14 protein-coding genes and 1 pseudogene are annotated in these 17,514 nt (G+C 41.5%); 11 read left to right on the top strand and 4 right to left on the bottom strand.

All coding sequences use genetic code 11. The features are described 5' to 3' along the window. Window positions 1-45 precede the first annotated feature (45 nt). Entirely contained in the window at window positions 46-615 is a 570-nt protein-coding gene (gene ahpC, locus MTN96_RS30445; RefSeq protein WP_004587118.1) for an alkyl hydroperoxide reductase subunit C, read from the bottom strand. A gap of 254 nt (window positions 616-869) precedes the next feature. Here ahpC and MTN96_RS30440 point away from each other — a divergent pair, with 254 nt between their 5' ends. The 3 genes from MTN96_RS30440 to MTN96_RS30430 all read left to right on the top strand — a co-directional run bounded on the left by MTN96_RS30440 (window position 870) and on the right by MTN96_RS30430 (window position 2,583). Beyond that, window positions 870-1,289, top strand: coding sequence for a DUF3429 domain-containing protein (locus tag MTN96_RS30440; protein ID WP_054981772.1), 420 nt, complete (start codon window positions 870-872; stop codon window positions 1,287-1,289). 67 nt (window positions 1,290-1,356) lie between these two features. Then, window positions 1,357-1,755 (top strand): hypothetical protein, encoded by a 399-nt coding sequence (locus MTN96_RS30435; RefSeq protein WP_248533937.1) that lies wholly within the window; start codon window positions 1,357-1,359, stop codon window positions 1,753-1,755. A gap of 3 nt (window positions 1,756-1,758) precedes the next feature. Beyond that, complete coding sequence (locus MTN96_RS30430; RefSeq protein WP_248533935.1) at window positions 1,759-2,583, top strand: class I SAM-dependent methyltransferase; 825 nt, start codon at window positions 1,759-1,761, stop codon at window positions 2,581-2,583. Here MTN96_RS30430 and MTN96_RS30425 read toward each other — a convergent pair. After that, window positions 2,578-4,188 (bottom strand): GMC family oxidoreductase, encoded by a 1,611-nt coding sequence (locus tag MTN96_RS30425; protein WP_248533933.1) that lies wholly within the window; start codon window positions 4,186-4,188, stop codon window positions 2,578-2,580. The two genes, MTN96_RS30430 and MTN96_RS30425, sit on opposite strands and share 6 nt — an antisense overlap. Before the next feature lie 176 nt (window positions 4,189-4,364). Between MTN96_RS30425 and MTN96_RS30420 the strand changes: the two genes are divergently transcribed. The 4 genes from MTN96_RS30420 to MTN96_RS30405 all read left to right on the top strand — a co-directional run bounded on the left by MTN96_RS30420 (window position 4,365) and on the right by MTN96_RS30405 (window position 9,055). Beyond that, window positions 4,365-5,381, top strand: a complete 1,017-nt coding sequence (locus tag MTN96_RS30420) for an AraC family transcriptional regulator (RefSeq protein WP_248450417.1) — start codon at window positions 4,365-4,367, stop codon at window positions 5,379-5,381. A 288-nt stretch (window positions 5,382-5,669) separates the two neighbouring features. After that, window positions 5,670-6,671 carry a Gfo/Idh/MocA family protein gene (locus MTN96_RS30415; RefSeq protein WP_248533931.1) on the top strand — a complete coding sequence of 334 codons (1,002 nt, stop codon included), beginning with the start codon at window positions 5,670-5,672 and terminating at the stop codon, window positions 6,669-6,671. Between the two features lie 557 nt (window positions 6,672-7,228). Next, entirely contained in the window at window positions 7,229-7,978 is a 750-nt protein-coding gene (locus MTN96_RS30410; protein ID WP_004587131.1) for a FadR/GntR family transcriptional regulator, read from the top strand. A 219-nt stretch (window positions 7,979-8,197) separates the two neighbouring features. Next, complete coding sequence (locus MTN96_RS30405; protein WP_248533929.1) at window positions 8,198-9,055, top strand: DMT family transporter; 858 nt, start codon at window positions 8,198-8,200, stop codon at window positions 9,053-9,055. A gap of 75 nt (window positions 9,056-9,130) precedes the next feature. Here the strand turns inward: MTN96_RS30405 and MTN96_RS30400 are convergent, their stop codons facing one another. After that, the gene (locus MTN96_RS30400) at window positions 9,131-10,309 is read right to left on the bottom strand and encodes an MFS transporter (RefSeq protein WP_248533927.1); all 1,179 of its coding nucleotides are present in this window, start codon (window positions 10,307-10,309) and stop codon (window positions 9,131-9,133) included. A gap of 79 nt (window positions 10,310-10,388) precedes the next feature. Further along, on the bottom strand, window positions 10,389-11,483 hold the full coding sequence (locus MTN96_RS30395) for an NADH:flavin oxidoreductase/NADH oxidase (RefSeq protein WP_248533925.1): 1,095 nt from the start codon (window positions 11,481-11,483) through the stop codon (window positions 10,389-10,391). 415 nt (window positions 11,484-11,898) lie between these two features. On the opposite strand from MTN96_RS30395, the gene MTN96_RS30390 reads away from it, so the two are divergent. From MTN96_RS30390 to MTN96_RS30375, 4 genes and pseudogenes are all read left to right on the top strand, one after another. Beyond that, entirely contained in the window at window positions 11,899-14,316 is a 2,418-nt protein-coding gene (locus MTN96_RS30390; protein ID WP_248533923.1) for a TonB-dependent receptor, read from the top strand. Between the two features lie 85 nt (window positions 14,317-14,401). Next, window positions 14,402-15,985, top strand: coding sequence for a sulfotransferase (locus MTN96_RS30385; protein ID WP_248533921.1), 1,584 nt, complete (start codon window positions 14,402-14,404; stop codon window positions 15,983-15,985). Beyond that, window positions 15,978-16,610, top strand: a complete 633-nt coding sequence (locus MTN96_RS30380; protein WP_248533919.1) for a hypothetical protein — start codon at window positions 15,978-15,980, stop codon at window positions 16,608-16,610. Before MTN96_RS30385 ends, MTN96_RS30380 begins: the two co-directional genes overlap by 8 nt. Before the next feature lie 74 nt (window positions 16,611-16,684). After that, window positions 16,685-16,989, top strand: a pseudogene (locus MTN96_RS30375) (sulfotransferase); the annotation flags it as partial. Between the last annotated feature and the right edge of the window lie 525 nt (window positions 16,990-17,514).

Genomic DNA, 17,514 nt, shown 5'->3' with positions numbered 1-17,514 from the left:
TTTAAGGGCAGTTACCTGCCCTCATAAAAGTGGGTAAACCTATATTTAGATTTTACCAACTAGGTCTAGTGAAGGAGCAAGTGTGTCTTCACCTGGCTGCCAAGATGCAGGGCAAACTTCACCGTCGTGAGTTGCAATGTATTGAGCAGCTTGTACTTTACGTACTAACTCTTTAGCGCTACGGCCAATACCTAAATCGTGAGTTTCGATTACTTTGATTTCGCCCTCTGGGTTCATTACAAAAGTACCGCGAAGTGCAAGGCCGTCATCTTCAATCATAACGCCAAAGCTGCGAGTAATACGGCCAGTTGGGTCGCCAATCATTGGAAATTTAATTTTACCAATAGTGTCTGACGTGTCATGCCATGCTTTATGCGTGAAGTGAGTATCAGTTGATACTGAGTAAACTTCTACACCCATTTCTTGTAGCTGCTCGTAGTAATCAGCAACATCGCCAAGCTCAGTAGGACATACAAACGTGAAATCTGCAGGGTAAAAGAAGAAGATTGACCACTTACCTAGTACGTCTTTTTCAGACACTTCTACAAAGTCACCATTGTGGTATGCAGTTGCGTTAAAAGGTTGAATTTTTGTGTTGATCAATGAAGTGCTCATAGTATTCCTCATTTATATTTAAAGTGTTTTAAAGTTACTCAACGCAGCCAAAATGTGTGGCCTTTCGCGTTGGCTTGATTAATACAATAAGCCCATTGGCAAACTAAATAAAATTGATTGTTTAGATTAAAACAATCGATTTTTAAGATTGAACTATCTAGCTCTTCTATTCGTAAACGATTTATTACCTGTAAGTGCTAAGAATACTGCTACAATAGCCGCGCTAAAAAACACACAACATAAGGCATGCTGTAATGGAAAAATTTGTTAATCATATTCAACTTGGCTATTTGGGGTTACTACCCTTTTTAGGCTGCGTAGCGTGGCCGCTTATGTTTGGCAGTAATAGCGTTAACTTGGAGTTTTTTACTTTTTACAGCATTGCTATACTGGCATTTATGGCGGGCAATTTATGGCGCGCTGGGATGCAAAGCTACAGCGATGCAATTAAAGCGGTTGTGCCTGTTATACCCGTACCATTTTTATCGTTTATCCCGCTGGAGTGGGCGCTTGCCTGGTTAGGGGCTAGTTTTTGGTTAGTTCTTATCTTTGAAAAAGCCACACCACAATGGCAAACCTACCATCGCGATTATCAAAAAATGCGCTTTATTCTTACCTCAGTGGTATTTGTGTGTCACATACTCACCATTGGTATGAGCCTTTACCCAAAATAACCTTGCGCTGCTTAACCTACTAGGCGTAATAGTGTAACATCCGCGCACTGCTATTTAAGGACGCACCATGATTGATACATTACGCCAGCAGCTTAACGAGCTTGGCGAAAACTACGTAGAAAAAAACGCCGCTTTTAAAATTAAAGTTATTCCGTTTTTTTGCGCTATTAGTATTAAAAAAGATCACAAAAATGAAGGCCGGCTCAGCTTTTACTCAAACCAATTAATAGAAATACTGTTAGTGGTGTTATTTATATTGTTTGGGCTTACGCTTTATAACCCAGAGGCGGGTTTTACACATGGCCCTATTCATATTGTGTTTGCTATTTTAATTACCTTTAATTTAATTTTAAAACAAATAGCCATTGAAGGGCTTAAAACACGCCTTGCGTTTCATCGTTTGCATGGTGCTAATACAGCGCAAAATACTCAAAGTGCAGATAAAAACACTCACAAATCTAATTAAGTTATGTATTTAAATCCTAATTGGCGAATTCTCACCGTAGGCGATGGCGATCTATCGTTCTCTAATGCGGTGGTTAATCATATAAAACCGGCAAAGTTAGTCGCATCTACTTATGATAGCGCCAAAACCATAGAGCAAAAATACCAGCACAATGCGCTAAGTAGTTTAAAAAAGTGTCATGTTGAGGTTATTAATTGCTTTGATGTAACGGACCCTTTATGTTGGCAAAAATTAGCTGCCCACCAGCACAGCTTTGATGTGGTTATTTTTCAGTTTCCGCTTATTCCAGCCTTTGTCGGGCGCGAAGCATTTGAAAGCAACACCCAAAAAACCAGCATGAACGTGCTTAATCGCGCGTTACTACATCAATTTATTAAATACGCTAACAATTACGCGCTCGACAAGAGCGGCCCTATGCTTTGCTACATAACCTCAAAAGATGTAAAACCCTATCGCGAGTGGAATATTGAAGGCAGCTTAAGTAATGCCCTTGAGGCTAAATACGCGGGCCAAATGCCTTTTGATATTAACCAGTTTGATGGTTACAAAATAAGAAACGTAGACCGTGACAAACACGTAAAAGACACCAGTGGCATCACTTATGTGTTTACGCCTAAAGCAATCTTGGCGCAATCTGACGAACTAAGCACTCACCTTACAAAGCCTGCGTATTTAGGTGAAAATCATTGCTCGCTTTGTCGGGTAGGCCCTTTTATTGCTACCGAAGATGAAAACAAACACCTTAACGCTAAAAAGCACCAACAAATGCTTAAACTAGAAGATGACTGGCAGGCGTGGCTTACTCACTTTTACAACCACTCTTTATAACCCTGTTTTATAGCTCAATTTAATTAAATCAGCGGCCTTTTCAGCAATGGCAATAACAGGTGCGTTTGTGTTACCTGTTACTATGGTAGGCATAATTGAGGCATCAATAACCCTTAAGCTGCGTATCCCGTGTACTTGTAGTTTGCTATTAACCACCGCCATATTGTCGGTGCCCATTTTACAGGTGCCCACAGGGTGATATTCGGTATCGGCAGTTTGGCGAATAAATTCAATAAGCTGGGAATCGTTATTTACATCAAGCGGGTAAACCATGTTGCCACGAATTTTATCAAAGGCGGGGCTTTGCATAATACGCAGCGCTTTTTTAAGCCCTGCAAGCATAAGCGATAAATCATCAGGGTGGCTTAAATAATTAGGGTCGATAAGCGGCGCACTGCGTGGATTGCTATTGGCAAGCCTTATTGTCCCTCGGCTTTTGGGACGCATAATACTACTGTGAATACTATAGCCATGGCCAAGGTGAACTTTGCGACTATGATCGTCCACCAACCCAATTACAAACTCAAGTTGAATATCCGGCGCAGGCGAATTATCCAACACATTAATAAACGCATGTGACTCAGCAAAATTACTGGTTAATATTCCGCTGCGTTTACTAAACCACTGCGCACACCCTTTAATAATACTTGCAGCGCCTTTTACACTTACCCCAAAGGTGCCTTTTGCAGTATTTGCTTTACACAAAGGCACCACGGTTAAGTGATCTTGCAAATTACCCCCTACTCCTTCCAGTGCATGTTCCAGTGGTATGTTATGCGCTGCTAAATGCGCTTTAGGGCCAATTCCTGAAAGCATTAACACTTGTGGAGAGTTAATTGCACCGGCGCTTAAAAGCACCTCCTTTTTGGCCATTAATGTAATAATTTTACCGCCGCGCTCAAGCTCTACGCCGTGGGCGACCTTATTTTTGATTATAATTTTATTAACGTGGCTGTGGGTAAACACACTAAGGTTAGGCCTGTTTAAGTGCGGTGTTAAATACGCTTTTGCAGCACTACAGCGCTCACCATTATGTTGCGTAACCTGCGAAAGCCGTGCTCCATGTTGCTCAGCGCCATTTATATCGTCATTTAACTGTATTCCTTGCTCAACACACGCTTTTAAAAAGCAAGAGTTTACCGCACTTGGCTTAGTCAGCTCTTGCACATGCAATGGCCCTTTTGTGCCATGTAACGCGTTATTAAACGTTTTATTGTTTTCGGCTTTTATAAAATAGGGTAATAAACTGTTGTAGTCCCACCCAAGGTTGCCATTTTGTGCCCAGTTATCGTAATCGTATTTATTACCGCGTATATACACCATGGCATTAGTAGAGCTAGACCCACCTAGCACTTTACCCCGCGGCACAAAGCCACATCGGTTATTAAGCGCCTTTTGCGGTACCGTGTTGTAATGCCAACTATTTATGCCGTATGGCACACTGGCCGCAATACCCGCAGGCATTTGTATTAAAGCGCTCTTATCGCTACCGCCCGACTCTATTAGGCACACACTTATATGCTGATCTTCTGATAAACGCGCTGCCAGCACACAACCTGCACTGCCTGCGCCAATAATAATATAATCAAACGTGTGGTTACTCATAGGTGCCTTTGCATCATCACTATTTAGGTGTTATTGGTAGCTGCTTCTGCTTTGTGCATCCATGCAGTTGTAAATAAGCAGTTTTATTGCAGCAAGCTATTCGCTATATAGTGCATAGATTAAATCCTAAAAACTTGATATTTTTAGACACCCTCTTTAATTTACAGCGCCAGTGTATGAGCAGCCCAATACGTGCCACCTCTTTATATTCAATAGACTCGTTAATTAAAGAACTTGGCGCAGACCCAGCAAGCGTAATGAAAACCTGTAAGGTCAATGTCGACTTTAATAACCTTGAAAACCAATATTTACCCTATTTGAGCTATGCAAATTTATTAGAGTACTGCAGCCACACGCTTAACTGCCCAAGCTTTGGGCTTAAATTAGCAAATAAACAAAACTTTGATATTTTAGGCCACATAGCCATAGCCGCTAAAAGTGGGACTAATTTAGAAGAAGCGCTTAGCTGGGTGGTTAAATATTTACACTTACACAGCCCCGCATTGTGCTTAACAACGCACTCATTAGATAATGACGAGAGCTTATTTTTATCGTTTGAATTTAACCTAAAGCCCCTACCACAAATTAACCAAGCCATAGAGCTCACGCTTGGCTTAGCCATGAGCATAATTAAAAAATTAAGTAATAATCAGTGCAAGCCTCGCACTGTGTTTTTACCGCAAAAGCTGGCAACTAATACACTCGCATACAAAACCTATTTTGGCTGTAAAGTAATAGAGCACCGCAACAGTGCGGGCATTGTAATAAACAAAGCCGACTTATCGATAAAGCTTAACCACAATAACCTTAATAAAACCGACGCGGCCTTTAATTTTTTAGCTAAACGCAACGAACACAGTCAGTCATTACCTGCCCAAGTAAGCGCACTCATAAGGCCAATGCTGCCTATTTATCAGTGTTCAAACCAAACTATTGCCGAGGCACTTAATATGCACCCGCGTACCTTGCACCGAGAATTAGCTAAACATAACACCAGCTTTGTAAAACTTAAAGACACCACACGCCGGGCGCTAGCGGCGCATTACTTGCTTCAAAAACAATACTCTATCAGTACTATTTCAATGCTTTTAGGCTATCACGAACAGGCAACCTTATGCGCAAGTGTTAAACGCTGGTTTGGGTATTCTCCTAGGGCGTGTCGAACTTTGTGGATTGAAATTTATTCAATCTAGGGGCGATTTAATCGCGGCGCGAGGTTTGTAACCTAGTGGGCTAAGTAAAAATCGAGCAACAAAGAGTCAATCGTCCCTAGAAAGAACCCATAGGGCAGCGCATGTTTGGTCTTTATGCTGCGTTATCGCCTATTTATGGGGAATAACCACACTACATAGGCTCTGCCTTGCCTAAAAACCAAACATACTGCTGTAAATTCAACCACCAAAGGTCAACACGCCCTAAAGCATACAGGGCAAAAAAAATGTTAAAGTAACGGCTCTTATTATTTAAGCTAAGGAGCAGGCATGAACTTTGTCATTGTCGGTACAAATTTTATTAGTGATACCCTACTAAGCGCAGCAAATACGTTACCTGCATTTAATTTATACGGTGTGTGCTCACGCAAACAATCAAGCGGCGAAGCCTTTTTATCTAATCACCCCAATACCGATGTAAAAATTTTCACCTCAATTGAGCTGGTATGCCAAGACCCCGATGTTGATGCGGTGTATATTGCAGCGCCAAATAGCCTACACAAGCAATATGCAGTAATGTGCCTTGAAGCAGGCAAACATGTACTAGGCGAAAAACCTTCAGCCGCTAATAGCCAAGAGCTAAATGCTATTTTAACTGCAGCTAATGCCAATAAACGCCTATACATGGAAGCAATGATGACCACGCATTTGCCAAACTTTGCGCGACTTAAAAATGCGCTGAGTAAAATTGGTAAACCCCGTAAGTTTATTGGCCAATACAGTCAGTACTCATCACGTTACGATAAATACAAAAACGGCGAACGCCCAAATACCTTTTTACCGGAATTTGCCAATGGCGCTTTGCTCGATTTAGGTGTGTATCCGCTTTACCTACTTATAGCACTTTGGGGCGCTCCACAGCGCGTGAGTGCCAGTGGGGTACTATTAGATACAGGCGTAGATGGCGCAGGCGACGTATTATTAAATTACGATGATAAACAAGCCGTTATTAGCTACTCTAAAATTTCTCAAGGCGATAACATCACAGAAATACAAGGTGAGCGCGGACGCTTACGAATACACGCCGTGTCGCAGTTAAAACACATAGAGTTTGTTGCCAATAACGGGGAGGTTGAGGTTATTTCAGATAAATTTGATGAGCACTTTATGAAATACGAAGTTGCGCACTTTATGCAAACCATAAACGCGCAAAAGCTAGAGTCAGATGTTAATACACATCAGCTTGCCCGCGACGTAATGAACGTACTTGATACCGCAAGAAAGCAGCTTGGGGTAGTTTACCCTAATGATAAAAACGCAGCAGCGGACTAAAGTTGACCCCCATCCGTGGGCAATCAAGGCAAGAGCCTAGTTGTAATTATGCGCTTACTTATTTTTTATTAGGTACAGCTAAATTACACAGGCTCTTTATTAAAGCGTGTAGATTTTTAATGGTTTAATTTGCATAAATCTATTCACCATTCAACCAAGGCAGCGCCTGTGTAGTATGGGTGCGCGACACATTTAGGTGATCACGCTGCGCCAGTTATTAGGCGTACTAGGTTACTCACCTCGCACCACCATTAACCCGCGCCTAGATTGCACACATTTCAATCCATTAAAATTAGCTTGCTCTAAGCACGCTTATATAAATGAGCAAAGTTAACTTAGCACACAAAAACATGACCAATCAAGCTAGCCAATTATTAAAATTTATACTAAATTGGTAACATAAATAGGTTAACACTCATTTATAATATTATATGACCGTTACATCACTTTAGAATTTTGACATAATAGTGAATTTTGGGGTAACCTCTGCTAATAACAGTAGGTTTAGGCTATTTGAGCCTATTAGCCGCTATTCCTTAAGGTAATAAAGGTAGAATATGGGAAACCGTCGCTTATTTTGGCGCATTGTTGATAAAGTTGAAGCTTTGATAAACCAAGGAGAGTTTTCTGCTGGGAGTCGTTTACCACCAGAGCGAGAACTTGCCGACATGTTTGACGTAAGCCGCCCAACAATTCGTGAAGCTATTATTGCATTAGAAGTACGAGGCCGCGTAGAGGTCAAAACAGGCTCAGGCGTTTATGTAATAGAACAACAAGAAACATCTGTAAAAACAAAAGAGATCAGCGCTTTTGAGCTAACACAAGCTCGCGCACTCATTGAAGGTGAAATAGCTGCACTTGCCGCTCAATCAATCACCGATGAAGAACTAGCTCAATTGAAGCAAACGCTAATAGCCATGGAAAAAGGCTTATATGTAGAACAAGCAGACCGCGAGTTTCACGAAATTATAGCGCGTGCTACACGTAACAAAGCCCTTGAGTATGCAGTGGCAAATTTGTGGGATTTACGTTTAAACAATTCACAAATTGTGGCTGATTACGGCAGTGTGTGTAAAAACAATAACGATTGCGTAATGGATGAGCACACCGCTATTTATAATGCGCTGCAAACACACGATGCAAGCGCCGCACGTACCGCAATGCATAAACACTTTAACCGTTTAATTAATGCATTATTTGACGCTGTAGAAGCGCGTGCGCTTGAAGAAATCAAACGTAAAAATGATGAAAAACGTGGCCTTTATTCTTTAGATGGCCTAGTTAAAAGTGCTAGCAAAACACACTAAAACGACCTAAACGTTTATGAGCCAGCGATCTATTCGCTGGCTTTTTTATTTTAAGGCACTCAGCGTTTGCCTTTAGTTATGCATAATCAGTTACGCTAATTCATCGCACATATTAGTCACTCCCTCCCAAATTTAATGTGTATGCCTTACAAGCTATTACTTAGCCAATAAAAAACAGATACACTGCGCAAAACTAGACGATTGTTACCAAGGAAAACAATGCAATCATCCACTAAAAACTTTTTGCTCGCGCTTGTGTGCGTTATTTTAGCAATGATCACAATTCAATCTGGCGCCTCATTTGCTAAGCAGTTATTTCCTGTTGTTGGCCCCGAAGGCACTACTGCACTTAGGCTTGGCTTTTCTGCACTTATTTTGTGTTTAATATTTAAACCGTGGAAACACCTACCAGCTAAAGGTAATCGGTTATCAATTGTGGTATACGGTTTAAGCCTAGGCGGAATGAACATTTTATTTTATTACGCCATTGAACGTATCCCTTTAGGAATTGGTGTGGCGCTTGAATTTACCGGCCCATTAGCGGTGGCATTATTTAGCTCACGCGCTAAGCGCGACTTATTTTGGGTGGCGTGTGCAATTGCGGGTATTTTACTGTTACTGCCCGATATGAGCAGCCAAGAAAGCCTAGACCCAATTGGCGTAATACTCGCGCTAGGTGCCGGTGCTTGCTGGGCAGCCTATATTTTATTTGGCAAAAAAACCGGCACACAAAGCTCAGGCGGCGCAACGGTCGCACTCGGCATGACCGTAGCAGCCATTGTACTTGTACCTTATGGCGGCATATTACAAAGCAGTGCGTTTACATGGAGTGTTATACCGCTGGGCATTGGCATTGCTATTTTATCAAGTGCACTGCCCTATACACTTGAAATGGTTGCACTGCGTAATATGCCCGCTCAAGGGTTTAGCATTATGCTAAGTCTAGAGCCTGCATTTGCCGCTCTTGCTGGGTTTATTATACTTGGCGAGTTATTAACCTTGTGGCAATGGTTGGCTATTTTATTGGTGATTATAGCTTCGGTGGGTAGCTCATTTTCAAGTGTTAAAAAACAATAATAGCCTCAATAAAAAGGCCAGCACATAACTGCGCTGGCCTTTTAAATAACAAAATATTATATAACTTGTATCGCGCTACTTTTTACTTGTCATTAAATAGCCAACTAGTGATATAACTGGCATACCCGCTGCCACTAACGCCACGCTTTCCCAGCCACCAGCCTCGTATAGAGGGCTTGCCATTAACGAGCCAAGCGCTCCGCCAACAAAAATACTGGTCATGTATATGGCGTTTAAGCGAGCTCGGCTTTGCGGCTCTAATGAATATACCACCCGCTGACCCAGCACCATATTTGCCTGCACAGCAAAATCAATAAACATGCCCGTAAGCGCTAAAATAATAATACCGTGCGGAAGCTCAAATATACTGGGTAAAAAGCACGCAGCAGCAATCACTTTTGCAAGTAACGATAACTGATGCGTGTAACCTTTGTCGGCTAAACGCCCAACAATAGGGGCTGCAATAGCACCAGCTGCGCCTACTAAAGCAAATAAGGCGATTTGTGATTGCGATAAGCCATATTCTCTGGCTAATACAACCGGTACGCTGGTCCAAAATAAGCTAAAAGAGGCAAACATAAGCGCCTGATACAATGCCCGCTGACGCAGCACTGGCTGCTGTATTATTAGCTGCTTAAGCGATTTTAATAACTTAAAGTATGTTGTATTGTGTGTCGGTTGTCTGCTCGGTATTGCAAAATATATAACACTGGCTATAAATGCCATACAGCCTGCGGCAAAGTAAAATACGGCTCGCCAACCAAAGTGATCGGCTATTAAGCTTGCAACTGGCCTGGCTAATAAAATACCCAGTAACAACCCCGCCATTATATTGCCCAGTACTTGCCCGCGTTTTTCATCTGAGGATAAATGCGCAGCAAGCGGTATTAATACTTGCACCGATACAGAGCTTGCCCCCACCAATAAGCATAATAGCAACATTACACTTGGGCTTTGCGCCAAGCCTGCGCCTATTAAACTTAAAAATGTTATGGCTAAGGTAATGAGCATTAAGCGTTTGTTTTCGACTAAATCAGCCAATGGCACTAAAAAAAACAGTCCCATTGCATAGCCAATTTGTGTAAGCGACACAATAAAACTGGCGCTGTGCGCACTTATACCCACATCGGGCGCTAATAACTCAATAATAGGCTGGGCATAATAAATATTTGCCACAATAAGGCCACAGCACAGAGCAATAATGCTCACTAAGGTATTACTTATTTGCACTGGCTGTGCACGTGATTGGTTCATAAATAACTCTAATTTATAAATAATAAAACCCACTGCATATAAATGCAGTGGGTAGCCATGGTAAATGTAAAAGTGTGGGTTACTTAATAGGTGAAGGCTGCCCATGCGGGCTAGATCGCAAGTACTGCTTAGGCGCATTAACGGTTGCACCAAGTTGCGCTGCAGCATGCCAAGGCCAATGCGGGTTATACAAAATACCTCGCGCTAGTGCTACGCCATCGGCTTGCTGCTCGCTAATAATATCTTCGGCTTGTTGTGGCTCAGTGATTAAACCTACGGCTATTACCGGCATACTTACGACCTCTTTAATAGCGGTTGCAAATGGTACCTGAAAGTTAGGTTTAACCGGTATTTGTTGCTCTGGGCTTAGCCCTGCTGTACTTACGTGAATAAAATCGCAGCCAAGCTTATCTAACGCTTTAGCAAGCTCAATAGATTGTGCTAAATCCCAGCCACCTTCTACCCAATCAGTAGCAGAGATACGAATGCCTACCGGTTTATGGCTTGCAAATTCAGCTCTTAATGCTTTAAACACCTCAAGCACAAGGCGCATACGGTTTTGCAAACTGCCCCCGTATTCATCATCACGCTTGTTTGAAAGAGGCGATAAAAACTGGTGTAACAAATAACCATGCGCACCGTGTAGCTCAATTAAATCAAGCCCTAGCTCATCAGCGCGTTTTGCTGCGCTTACAAAATCGTTTATTAGCTGGGTTATATCCGATTTTGTCATAGCCTTTGGTTGGTAGGCATTGTCATCGTAGGCTATGGCAGAAGGCGCAAGTGTTTGCCATCCGTTTTCATCGCTAGGTGCAATTGCACCACCGCCATCCCACGGTTTTTCAGTAGATGCTTTTCGCCCTGCATGCGCAAGCTGAACGCCAATAGGCATCGGACTGTATTGCCTAAGCGCTTTTAAGCTTTTGCCCAGTGCTTGCTGGGTTTCGTTATTCCAAAGCCCTAAATCGGCGTAACTAATGCGCCCCTCAGGGCTTACCGCGGTGGCCTCTAAAATTAATAGCCCTGCACCACTTAAGCTCAATTGCCCTAAATGAATAGTGTGCCAATCACTGGCAGACCCCTGATTTGCTGAGTACTGGCACATAGGCGCAATAATAATGCGGTTGTCTAAAGTGAGTTCACCGAGCTTTAAAGGTGAGAATAATTGGCTCATAAATATTCCTTAAATACGCGTACTTTAGTACGAAATGCTATAGCTTACGGTATGAAGGATTAATGGGGATCAAACTTCACTTTTATAGTGTCAAAACGAGAATAAATACCGTTGAGAAAAACATTCAAAAGGGTCTTATAGGTTTTTTAACCGTATTAATACATTCAGGTAATTAACCAATATGAATGGCTATTTACATTTACTCAACGAGTAAAATATGCTTCCCTGTACCTTAATTAGCCAATTACTTGGATGTTATACATATTTATATAATTTTTTGTTGTGCAACTAGCTATATTTATTCCAAAAAAGTGAATTAAAATTCAATTTTAATATTCCCACCACTTTAACTCCCTGATAAACTGGTTAACTTATATTAACTGGTGTTAAATTTTGAATCTGGGGATCATTTTTTATGTTTAAACCAAGCTTGCTAACCTTGGCTATTTCGAGCGCTGTATCTAGCGCATTTTTATTTTCTAACTCAGCTGTGGCACAACAAGAAACCACCGCTAAAAACAAATCACTCGAAGTAATCGAAGTTACAGCAACAAGACGCAGCGGATCTGTACAAAATGCACCGCTAAACATTACCGCACTTGATGCCGATGTAATGAAAGATCAAAACATTGGCGAATTAGCCGATGTAGCGCGTTGGGTACCTGGTTTAACAATTACCGATCAAGGTGGTCGCTCAGGCTCACCAATTATAGTACGTGGTTTAAACACTAACTCGTCGGGTCCATCATCAGATGGCGGCACCGTAGCCACATACGTTAACGAAATTCCAGTGTCAGTTGATATGCGTTTAGTAGACATAGAGCGTGTTGAAGTACTTATTGGGCCACAAGGTACCCTTTATGGTGCGGGTACTTTAGGCGGCGCAATTCGTTACATGCTTAAAGAGCCAGAGCTTGACTTTACAACGGTAGAAGTATTTGGCGATATGTTTCAAACTCAAGAAAGTGACTCGTTAGGCGGCGAAGGCGGCTTTATAGTAAACCTGCCACTTATTGAAGATGAACTTGCAGTACGTGCAAGCTTAAACGTATACGAAGACCCAGGCTTTATTGATTATGCTTACACAGTGCGTGAGCCAGGTGTATCGCTACCGGACCCTGATTGGAGCAACGCCGACGAAGTAAACAACAATATTAAAAATGTTGAAGATGCTAACGGCGAAACAACTACCACAGGGCGTATTTCTGTACGTTGGAAACCAAGCGAAACATTTGAAGGGACACTTAATTACTTTTACCAAAACCAAGACAGCGAAGGCCGTTCAATTGTTCATTACAACAGCCTAAACGATGATAACGGTTTAAGCGATATTGTAGGTAAATACGAGTCGGCTTATCGTTATGAAGAGCCGCGCGAAAAAGAAGATCAACTACTAAGCCTTGAGCTAAAAGCCGACCTAGGTTTTGCAGAGCTTGTATCGGCAACCGGTATTTCAAGCTTTGATGCCGACGGCCAACGTGACCAAACCGATTTACTTATCCGCCTAGATTACGGTTATGAAGAGTTCCCTGCGTTTTCATCATACACACGTGAAATTGACGAAGAAGATACCTTCACTCAAGAAATTCGCTTAGTGTCTCAAAGCGACAGCGACTTTAACTGGATTGTGGGTGGCTTTTACAACAAAACAGAAACCGAAGCATCAAGTAGAGAGTTTACGCCTGGGTTTGACCAATTCGCTATCGATAACTTTGGTGGCGCTCAGCTAAGACCTGACTCATTAGAATACTTAGAGCTTACAAAAAGTAAGGTCACTGAGTCTGCGCTATTCGGCGAAGTTGGCTACCAAGTTACCGAAAAATTAGATATTACCATTGGCGCACGTTTTTACGAATACGATGTAGAGGCGCAAGCAGCATTTGACTTCCCGCTTGCAAATACACTTTATGGCGATGCAGACCCTGATGCAATCACCGTTGCTTACGAAAAAGACGAAGCAGGCGATAACGGTAACTTATTCAAATTTAATGCTAAATACCAGTTTACTAATTCAGTAATGGGTTATGTAACAGTAAGTGAAGGCTTTAGAATTGGCGGTTCCAACCTTCTAGCTGTTTGCCCTGATCCTATCCCTGAAAACCAGCAAACAGGATGTGGTAACGCTGACGAAAGGCTTTTTGATGCAGATACTACTACAAACTACGAGTTAGGCTTTAAAAGTACCTGGTTTAGAAGCCAATTACACTTTAACGCCGCTTTATTTAATGTAGATTGGGAAGATGCGCAAATTGCAGGCGCAACAGATGTAGGCCAATTACCGTACTTATCTAATGCAGGCTCTGCCAACGCAAAAGGTATTGAGCTATCTACCCGTGCTATTTTATCTGACTCGTTTACCGTGTACGCAACATACGCATACACTAAAGCAGAGCTAACATCAGACGCCCCATTTTTATTTAATGCCGATGGCACCGATGGCGCAGAAGACGGCGACCGCTTACCGGGCTCGCCAGAGCATCAGTTCTCAATGGGTGTAAACTATCAAACAGATGTATTTAGCGATAAAACCCTTGATATTAACTACGGTTTAACCGCACAAAGCGATGTAATCACAAGAGTAGGCCTGCACGACAACGGTGAAACCCTGCCAGGTTATAGCTTAAGTAATATTTCTGCTAAGTTAACAGCCGATGAGTGGTCAACAACTCTTTATGTTGATAACCTATTCAACAAATATGCATTTACATCAGTACGTCGCTCAGATGCAGACATAACATCAGCAAATGGCGCCGACATACAACGTAACTACGGCCACTATATTAATCGCCCGCTTACGGTAGGCGTTAAATTTAACTACAAATTTGAAATATAATTTATAGTCACTTTTAAACAATGTTATAAGGCTCAAATTTATTTGAGCCTTTTTTCTTTATTAACACATAAATAAAACAAACATCATGCAGCCAAACTTAAAGCACCTTCATCAAAGCGCCATTGAGTATTTAAACCAAGGTAATATACAACGTGCCCATAAAGCCCTCGTTGAATTAGTGACTCAAAAAAGCGACTTTGCCGATGGCTACTTTTTACTGGCCATGGTTAATTTACGCGTTGGGCAAATTCACAAAGCCATAAAGCTAATAGAAAAAGCCCTTAGCCTTGGTAAAAGCATTGAATACAGCGCGCAGCTTGCAAAGTGTTACGCATTAACCGGTGAGCTTACCAAAGCCAAAAACACCGCTTTAGCGATACCCGTTGAGCAAATAAAAAAGAGTCTTGATGCCGACACTCTAGGTGTTGCACTTACACAAGCAGGCCTGCACAAAGAGGCACTAAACTATTTTAACTGCGCTATTGAGCTGGCTAACCATGCAAATAAACCGCAACCACAGTTTTATTATAATTTAGGGGTAAGCGCTAAATTTTTAGGCCTATTTGAACAAGCCAAAAATGCCTTTGAAAGCGCCATTGCGCTAAATTCACTGCACCACGCAAGCCATTTCGCATTAAGCGATTTAACCAAAGCGACGCTGCAAACTAACCATATTGAACGCTTAAAAAACGTCTTTGAGCAAGTAACACACCCCGATGCAAAATTACACATTGGCCACGCACTTGCAAAAGAGTACCAAGACATAGGCAAGTTTGATGATGCGTTTAACAGCCTAGAGCAAGGAAAAGCCACTAAACGCGCTATGCAGCCTTTTGATCATAAAAGCTCAGCCGCATTATTTGCACACATTAAAAATTTAAGTGAGCAGCATAAACACGCGCTAACACACGGCAGCCCAACGCAAGAGCCTATTTTTGTATTAGGTATGCCCCGCTCTGGCACCACATTGGTTGAGCGTATTTTATCGAGCCACAGCGACGTACAATCAGCCGGTGAATTACAAGACTTTGGCCTAAGCGTTAAAAAATTAAGCCAAACTCAAACACCGCATGTACTCGATACTCAAACACTCACTAAAGCTTACGAGCTTGATTTTAATCATCTTGGGACAACGTATTTAAACGCCACTCGCGTAACCACCGGTAGCCATAAGCACTTTATAGATAAACTCCCGTTTAACTTTTTTTATATCGACTTAATAACCAAAGCCCTACCAAACACTAAAATTATTTGTATGCTACGCGACCCAATGGACACCTGCATTGGTAACTACCGCCAGCTATTTACTATAAATAACCCCTACTACGCGTACTCGCTCGATTTACTCGACACTGCCAAGTTTTACAGCCGCTTTTATAACCTCATGCAGCACTTTAGCGCCCTGCACAGCAATATAAAATTAGTAAAATACGAAGAACTAGTCGCCCAGCCCGAGCAGCAAATTAAAGAGCTAGTTAGCTTTTGTAATTTAGAGTGGCAAGCACAGTGTATAGACTTTCACTTAAACACCGCTCCGGTGTCTACAGCCAGTAAAGTGCAAGTACGCCAACCACTTAACAATAAAGCAATCGGCCGTTGGAAGGCGTTTAAGCCCCATACTAATGCAGCAGTGGAGTACCTTTTAAAACAGGGTATAAATATTGAGTAAATATTTTTTGAAAAATATAAATATGTTCATCATTTTAATCTTTTTGTTCTGCGCCCATAGTAATGCAGTTACGATCAATACAGATATTAAAAATAAAAGACACTTAGAAGTAGAGGTATCAACTGGTCTAAAGTTGCCTCTAAATTTTGAACTATTAACTCAAAAAAAGCTTCTTAACTTACTAAATAAACACAACAACTGCTCTATCAAAGACGAACATCATAACAAACGATTTGTCTCAGTTTTTAAGCTAAGTTCGGGCGATAAACTGCTTGCATTAGCTTGCAACACTGGAGCATATCAAGACAGTTACTTGACCTATTATGTCAAGACGTTAACTAACATGGCTTACCCCATAACTTGGTCAGAACCTACTTTTATTGATAATAAGTGGGAGCTAAAGCAAACTAATTTAATTACCGGCAGTATTGAAGTTAGTGAAATAGAGAATGAATTAAAGTCTCTGCGCTTATACTCTGCTTTTGGCTCTTGCGGTTATAAAGTCAATTACACCATTTCGTTCCCACAACTGATTAATCTAAAACCTAATTTAATACATGCAGACAACGATTGTGGCAATGGCATTTTAGTTGACGAGTGGCCAGTAATTTCCAATTCAAAATAACATCGCTAGTAATTATATTAAGGTCATATACTAATTTGATAAATGCCCCCAGTATGGGGGATTTATCTTTTTTAAATAGCCGCTTTTACAAACTCATGCAGCACTTTAGCGCCCTGCACAGCAATATAAAATTAGTAAAATACGAAGAATTAGTCGCCCAGCCCGAGCAACAAATAAAAGAGTTAGTCAGCTTTTGTAATTTAGAATGGCAAGCACAGTGTATAGACTTTCACTTAAACACCGCACCGGTCTCTACGGCTAGTAAAGTACAAGTACGCCAGCCACTAGCAACAAGGCAATTGGCCGTTGGAAGGCATTTAAGCCCCATACTAACTCAGCAATGGAGTACCTATTAAAGCAAGGTATTAGTGTTGAGTAATGGTTTTATGGCTTGGGAGTTAAATAGATGGACTTAGGGATAGTCCGCTTTGTGCTAGCCTAGGTCGGATAAGCGAAGCGCCATCCGACACAGTAAAATACCTTGCCAATTATTATCAATTTTTTATGTTGTCGAATGACTGGAGAGTGCCATAAGCTGACTATCAGCCGTAACTCGTTTCTGCCCCAAAACGTGTTAAAGCAATTATTCTATAGGTCGGCTTTGAGCGATAACCGGACACTGAAAAAGTTAAATTTATTCCTGTGTTTTAAGTAGAAATCTAATTTTGTCCAATAACATTATTAAACGCCGTTTTGGGGCAAAATAACATGCTTAATTCCTAGCTGTTTTAATTACTTGTTTACAAAGGTAATTATTGGTGAAATTATCAGGGTATGTAATATACGCCGTTTCGGTGTGTTATAAACCACCAAAATGGTGTTCAATAAGCTGTTAGCTGTTTTGCTATGTTCTAGGCTTTTTTCAAATAAAAACATCGACTTTCTTTTTGTCGGTTAACAATAA

This window comes from Pseudoalteromonas sp. 2CM28B (assembly GCF_023161935.1).
This window is presented reverse-complemented; position numbering and strand designations above follow the sequence as displayed.